General features: G+C 42.3%; 2 protein-coding genes. One reads left to right on the top strand and one right to left on the bottom strand.

Annotated features, from left to right (window positions below; all coding sequences use genetic code 11):
- Nucleotides 1–271 (top strand): hypothetical protein (locus Q0P86_RS16080; RefSeq protein WP_295040882.1); only part of this gene is annotated, 271 nt, incomplete at its 5' end.
- Here the strand turns inward: Q0P86_RS16080 and Q0P86_RS16075 are convergent.
- Nucleotides 242–7,948 carry a neuraminidase-like domain-containing protein gene (locus Q0P86_RS16075; RefSeq protein ID WP_295040881.1) on the bottom strand — a complete coding sequence of 2,569 codons (7,707 nt, stop codon included), beginning with the start codon at nt 7,946–7,948 and terminating at the stop codon, nt 242–244. The two genes, Q0P86_RS16080 and Q0P86_RS16075, sit on opposite strands and share 30 nt — an antisense overlap.
- Nucleotides 7,949–7,961: the final 13 nt, after the last annotated feature.

The raw sequence follows: 7,961 nt of genomic DNA, 5'->3' as shown, positions 1-7,961 counted from the left end.
CGACGAAGAAATTTCCGTGCTGGAAGAATCCCCGTTACTTGAAGAGGAAGACTTGTTCTCCGTACTCGACGAAGAAATTTCCGTGCTGGAAGAATCCCCGTTACTTGAAGAGGAAGACTTGAATTCCTTTTCAAATGAAGATGAATATGTGGGTATAATCGGGTTGTCATCGGATGTTCCAGGATTACCACAAGCCCCAAATAGCCCTGCAACAACACAACACAATAAAAATTTACGCATGTTAAACACCTTTTTTTGCTGTATAAGTTAAATAAACAATCACATCTTCTATTGGATATTCTTTGTTTCCTTCTTCACCTATTTTTTCCAGCCCAGAAATAGATAAAGACCATTTAGAAATCGCTCCACACCCTTCAAAAAGGCCATTTTTTTCCGAGTTAAAAGAATTTGAATTACTTCTCGATTTTAAATGGGCCAAACTTGTAGCCATTGTTGAATCTGTCACACATAGAGGAACGAATGTAGACCCATTTTTCACAGACCCTTCTAAAAGGTTTAATTCTGCATTTAAATAATGCAAATCTGTCGGTGCTGATCCATTTAATTTTACAAAAATCTGAACATTTTTGATGCGCTGGAAATTATGAGACGCAAAATCATTTGTAAAGAAATTATTGGTTAGCTGGAATTCACAAGAACAATTAGCTCTCACATCAGTCAACGGAGTTTCAAAGCCTTCGTCATAATCATACAATTCGGCTCGTTCCTGCAGTTCTTTTAAACTTATCGGTCTAGTTATTTCCATTTCATGCACATCATTTTCAAGATAGGCCTTTTCCATCCGCCTTAAATCAAGTAAGATTCGTTCTGGAGCGAGCAGGCCCTTACGGAAATTATCCCAGTAATCATTTTTTATAAAGTCGCAAACAGGAGTTATTTTGCCATCTATCTCAAAATGATAAACCCGTTCAGCCATCTTGGCTACATCAAGCAAAAGTTTTACGTATTGCTTGAATACCTTTCCGAGTTCCTTCTCAAGCCAAACATACAGTTCGTTATTCGTAAACTTTTCGCTCAAAACTTCATATGCCTGTTCGGAACGAAGAATTTCGTTTTCAATGCTCTTGTGTCTTTTCTCGACTTGTTGAGTCTTGATTTCGTTTACAACTTCTTGCTTTTCAACTTCGACAACTTCGGCATCAGCCACTTCGTCTTCCAGGGTCCATTCCTTCTTGCGACGTTCCAGTTCTGCCTGCAATTTGGTTTTTGCCGCATCCAGTTGCCGTTGAGCAAACCTTGCTGCATAACTTTCGGCAGCACTTACCAGATTTTCTGCAAGTTTCGTACCGCCAATGGATTCCATATCAAAGCGAGGCCCACCAAAAGCGTTGGTTACAGCACCAAATTTGAAATCAGGCATCTTGAAGGTTGCGGACGCTATATTACGAACCTTTTCCACAGTTTCCTGAATTTTTGCAACTTTTTCCATCAGCTTCTGGTACTTTTTCTCGGCAGCAGATACAAGGTGCATCGCCTTCTGTTTTTTGGAAGTATTCTGTTTTGCAGCCTTCTTTTCTTCAAGGCGAACTTTTTCGGCCTCCAAAGATTTGACTTCCATTTCTTGAACAGCCTTGCTCTCGGCAACCACAGCCTTGTCGCACTTCGCCTTGAACACCTGTAACTGTTCCGCATCCTGTTTTTCAAGGATTGCAAGCAGGTTGCGACCCATCTGGCACGCGTCCTTCGCCATATCGACAGCAAGTTTGACAATGACATTGAATCGATATATCGGCAGTTTCTCGCTTGTCGAATTCAGAATTGCATCTAACGATATTCCCATTGCGCGAGCTTTCACCAACATTCCTGGATCAATCGGCGGAGCGAACAAAGCCAAAGTGCGCTTTACACCCTGAATATTTAAGCTATTGCGAATCTTGTAAAGCCTGTCAGCAATTGTGTCCCAATAAGAGAACAAGGTGTCGTTTCTAGGCACAGAGAAGTAGAACATCGATTCTATGATATTCCCTGTGCGCTTCGCCCGTTCATCCATTGCACGAATACTTAAGACTTTCGCATTATCCTTGCCAACCAATGCAGAATTTTCATATTCAATGAAGGCATTGCCCAAATCATCCGTTCGTGAAAGCAATTGACGCACTGTCAAAGGCGAAAGGTTTTCCGGTTCAGGTGCTTCCAGATTCTTGGGGCCAAGTAATTCCGCCGCGAGCACATAGAATTGGATTGCAAGATTTACAGATTCTGTGGTATCCTTCGAAAATTCTTGATCGCCCCAGCCAATAAGGGTATCGAGGTATTTCATTACCACGTATTTTTGATATGCCACATTGCGGTATCGGGCAATCAAATGCGGGTTGAACGGATCATTTTTCCATTTATCCACAAGCGACGAAAGTGCAGAACGGTCAGGGAGTTTGTCCTGCTTGGTCGGAAGTCCCAACATTTCCAGAACGGATTTGTCGGCATCCTTATTTGCAAAGAAGGGTAAGAACTTCCAGTAACGAGCTCCCTTGGGCAAATCATGAATAAAGGACTTGGTCTTCTCATACGAAGAATAGTTTTCCCTAGGATCAAACACAAGTTGTAGCCATAGCAAAGCCTCTTCGTAACTCTGTTCAGCAATCATTTTCTCGGCGATGAGCATAGGAACATAGAAGAACAGTTCCCAGTTATACATGGCGTTCGCACCGCCCCATACAAAATCTACCATGGGTGCGGGATACGGTCCATCGACATTAGCCTTGTTCGGCCAGTAATTGTAGCGGAAAATGGTCTGGCCCAAGTCCCACGCCTGCCAATCACCCGCCATATAATAGCCAAGGTAAACACTGAAATAGTAATTATAATACGAGTAGGAGTAATAGTAGCTGTCCGAAATCGGCAAAGCCTGCGTTTCGCGGGTATAGAGCCATTTGGTTCCACCATCGCGATAACGCTTGTAGAAGTCATCTACCAAGGAATGCGACAGCAATTCAAACCTATAATTCTTCTGGTTCGAATTAGCCTTGCCGTCTTTCGGCACCGCTTGTACAAAGAAGGTTCGGCGACCATCCATATAGAAGAATGGCAAATCTTCCGCCTTGTCGTCCTCGCCTAATTTCAACATGGACAGGTTTGTTGCAACAATGCGGAAAAGCCCAGGTGTATAGTTCAAGACAGCGTTATCTTCGGGGTAATTAAAGCCCTTATTTCCACATGTAAACTCGTCAACTTCGGTAAACACTCCATGGACAAGTTTTGTGCGTTCTGGAGCAAAATCGTCTATGGGTTGATAATCCGCTGTAAAATGTTCCAACAAATCGCTACCATCCGCCTTGACTGTGATAATAGCAATTCTCTTGAAATATTGACGGCTCTTGTCATAGACTCGCTTGGTCACCTTGTTCGCCTTGGTCGAGCCATCCATAACTTCAGTAGATCCAATGATTTCTTCGTATTCCTGATAATGATACGCTGTCTTAATAACAGAAACCGCAACACTATCTTGCGACGATACCGTCTTTAAATTATAACGGTCATCAATTTTTTCATTATCCCCAAGAGCGAAATCAAGTTGATTTGTTGACGCATCAATCAACGCATTGCTCGTCATACGGGTTCCCGTCCACTTGGTTCCCGTGTAACTCGTCCAGCAAATCTGGATTCGCGCATAGTATTCTATCGTCTCTAGGCCACCCTCCGAGGCCGCCTCAAGATTACGCTGCCCCATTGTAACCTGGGGCCACAAAAGATAAAGACGTTGGTTGACAATCGCCGGAACAACCGTTTCAGACGGAATGTCCACATCCAATCGTTCCCACGGAGTCCACTCTCCCGAAAGAATCGCTTTCGCCTTGTATTTGCGGTAGTAATAAGTATGGGGCTCCCCCTGTGTGCGACCAACAATGTGCAAAGTGTAAAGGATTCCACCCTCATCGCCGCCATCTTCCTTGGTTGCACCGATAATTTCAATACTTGAGACCTCACGAACTTTTTCAAGATACTCATACAGGGCGTTTTCAAGGCTGGCATGGTCATCAGAAAATTCCTGGATACGGTCTTCCAGTTCTTCAAAGAAGGGGGTCTTGTCATCACGCAAATCAGACGCAATCCAGTTTTCAGGATAAAGAAACACCTTGCGGGCAGCCTCCCACACTCGATAATTCTTCATCCATTCCCATTCACTGCGCTGTTCATCTGTCAAAACATTTTGACCTTCCAAGCCAAGTTCTGCTCGTTGAACAAAAAGTTGGATGGACGCCGTCGCCTGGACGATGCGGGAGATGGTCATGTCAGGTTCCATCTTCACATCCATTAGGTAATAGGCATAGATATCGCTTTCGTCAACAAACTGCTGCGGATACCGACTTACATATTCAGAATTTGGCTCAGAATCGTTTGTCGGGACAAAACAAGAATCCCAACATACATACGCAGCCAACGCATCGCGTTTTCTCTTGCGCAAGTCGTCGTTCATTTCTTGAGCGAATTTGAGCCACTCGGATTCCTTGGTATTATTCTTTATTGTTTGCTCAAAACGCAATACATAAGCATTGAAGCCCGCATTATCTTCGTACAGCAGTTGTTCCAAATCAGAAAGAACGCAATGTGTCTTGGCATATAGTTCATATGCTTTTACAAACTTAATCCAGCCTTGGGTACTGGTGTACGATGAAGCGACCATACCAAAAGAATCATCCCTCAATCCTTCAATCGTATCGCCATCAATCGCTAAAAGGTCTTCTAGTTTTTCCCAATCGCCTTCATTCTCGTTTTTCATCAAATTTGACAAAAGGTCTAAATTAAACTCTCCTGAAAGCAACCGATCTGTCGTATAGTTAGCATAGACAAGAGTCCACATGTTGTTTAGAGGTGATATGGTAGGATTCGAGGGTTGCTCTATCAAAGCAATTTGCACAAATAAATTATTGTCCAGGTTTACGCCCTGATGCGTCGTTTGGATATAATTAAACACCCTTATTTTTCTTGCAAAGTCAACATATACAGGAATTTGCTCTTCGGGATATTCGGGCTTCTGAATTTCCGTATTTTCATCTGCCTCAAATGCGTCTTCCCATATATGGAAATTACTGTAATAGGTAGAGAACGCATTATAAAACGGAATCCAAGCCTCATTAAGTTTTATAAGCGTTTCAAAATCCTCTTCAGCAATGCCAAACTCCGCACCGACCAAAAGCTCAAGATTATGCGCCCATTGATTTTCTGGAGCGTTTCTATCGCCTAGTTCCGCTACAACTATATTTGTTGCAAAATCCCGAGCTGCCTTTTCTTCATTTTCAGTTATAGGTGCAAGAAGGTCTAGATAAAATTCTGCATCGATGGAGGTTCCCGAAAGAAAGCGCCATTCATCGGAGAATTTTCTTATTCCTTCAAGACTGTGCCAATCACTATGGGTCCATACACCATATTTTATAATTTTGTCTAAATTTGAAAGTGAAACGCCAAACGTTTTTGCAATAAGAGTGTATCGATAGCATTCAAAAAGCCCTTCTAAAAGAGAAGCATTCTCATCAACATCTATCATGCCATAGACCCTTATCGAGTCCTCTTCTGACAGCTTTAACCCCTGAGTCAATAATTTGAGGACAATGCGGCGATATCCATCATCTTCCTTATTCACGTTTACTAGCAGATTCGGCAACTGATAAACTGAATTAATGAAATCTGCGGAAGGCTCCTGTTCACCACCCAAGACAAGAGCATCTTGCACAGAGATTCCGTAGCGACCTATCAATTCGCAAATTACATCAAGTTTCTCAAGGGGCAAATTAAATGTCAAAAGCACATCGGAAAGAGACCAACCAAGGATATTCTTCCTGTGCACAAGTACGGCCATTTTCCTAAAGAAGGAATCCCAATCAACAGGTATTTCAACTTCTTTTTTATTGACTACAGTCGTTTTTCCTGCAAATTCATAACCGTTGATATTTGACAACTGGTAAAGTTCTGGATCCTTCGATCTGTAGCAGACATCACTAAAGTTTTTATTGGCTAAGATTTCATTCAAATCTTGGATGGTAAAACCAGTTCGCTGCATGAATATCGCAACACGCCGCAAAATTCCAATGTAGGTCCCTGCGGAAGTATAATTTTTGTCAGGGTACAAGACCTTATTAGCAAACTCCTTCAACCCCCACAAATCCCAGGTGTTGTAGAGACTATTGAATTGAGCGAGAGCGTCTTGTTTTTCAGCATCAGTACTCAATAAATCTACAAGACAGCGCTGATTAAAGTCAAGACGCAATTCTCTACAGGCATAAGCGTCATTTCCATTCAATTCCAACGCTTCAGCAATGTCATAGAAATGCAGCGACAAGTTAGAAAGAATCTTTTTCGCCTTATCTCGGCTAAAATTGGCTGGCAATTGGAAAGGATATATTTTCGTTGCCAAAAGGTTGCATGCAGCAGTATCTATTGAAGACCCAATTTTCGTCTTAAATTCAAGAGGTTCCGCCCTTAGTTCTGCCGCAGTTACTCCATCAGGATTATTGTTTGCAACCAGTCTTGCCTTCCGGCCACTATCCAAATCCTCATCAACCAAGCATTCCAACAACTCTATACCCAAGTCAATCGTCGGCATAGGAATTTCCGCATTCGCCTTAGTCAATTGCAAGTCAAGGTAGTCAGGACGACGGCCAACAAACATGCTATATGCGGAACTTTTCTTCAAGAACTTCAACAAATCTATATAATACGCAGAGGCGCTGAGTATAGATTGTCCCTGCGTTGCTCTCGTGAAATTGACGTTACCGAACAATCCTGCCCAATTTATAGTATCACGGGTAGCTTCGCGAATTCTAGCAGTATTTGTACTGGCCGTAGATTTCGATGCCTTCAATAATCTGGCTTTAGGAAGTGCCCGCGGTAGTGCTCGAAGAGTCTCATTTTGAATTTCTTGTCCATTCTGTTCATTTTGCGGAACTAAAAATTCATCATCTTCGTCAGAAAAATCTTCATCAACGGGCTCTTCAACAGTACTTGTGACATACGCCTGAATATTGAGCGAAGCCTCTGCCATGTAATTTTGAGCAAGTCTATGGATTCTTCTAGCCTCAGACACTTTTCCGAGGCCATTACCATGTCGAGCAACAAAATCGTTTTCGCTCAATGTAGAAATCTGGTAAGCTGATCTAAAACCATGGTTGATGAGATAGGTTATTGCTTCTGCGCTTTCGGTCAGGTGATAAAGTCGCTGTAGCTGCAAGATTTTTTCTTTATTTTGTTTTCTTACTTTGTCTCTTATTTCATCTTCGCTTAATTCAGATGAATCTTCTCCTGCATTAGGCACTTCGGGATTCTGGTTACCATTCTCTCCTTGATTACCTGCCGATTCATCAAGTTCATCTTCTTCTAACGCAACAGGTTCCGGATCCGGTTCTAGTTCGACTCCGACAATATCAAAGAAAGAATCGTCCCCGCCAACGTATTCTCCCAAATCTGTATCGGAAAGCGAGAATTTTTCCCACTTAGCAGTCATTAGCTCTTCACAGACTTTTTCCCAATTAGAGTCTACAAAACGTTTTTTCAAATCCCATAACAAGGCTTGTTGCGGGAACCATGCAATAATCTGCTCTGAAAGTTTGCGGACATAAATAACTTTTTTCAGTTCCACATTGTTGCCCGGAAATTCTGCAGGCAACGCACAAGGAGGAAGCGTTTCAGCCGTTTCGACAGGGACATTTTCAGGTTCATCATTATTTTGCGGAGTTTCACCAGAATTCGGCTCTTGTTCAGCCTGTTCATCATCCGTATTATCACCATTGTCTTCTTCACTTTCATAGCAATAGAGAACATAATATTCTTCTGCTATAGCATTTACAATATTTTCCCAGTCCGTTTCCGCAAGACGCAATAGATCCGAGAGTTTGCAAAAATCAAAGTTTTCCTTTCTCGTCACATAACGATAAGTGCAGACAACTCCGGGAGCAAATTTTTCAAAGAAATCATTGAGATCGAAAACAGCTTTCAACTTAGAAATTTCA

It is taken from the genome of uncultured Fibrobacter sp. (assembly GCF_946062555.1).
Taxonomy (GTDB): Bacteria; Fibrobacterota; Fibrobacteria; order Fibrobacterales; family Fibrobacteraceae; genus Fibrobacter.
The sequence above is the reverse complement of the archived record's forward strand: the minus strand, read 5'-3'. Positions and strand labels throughout refer to the sequence as shown.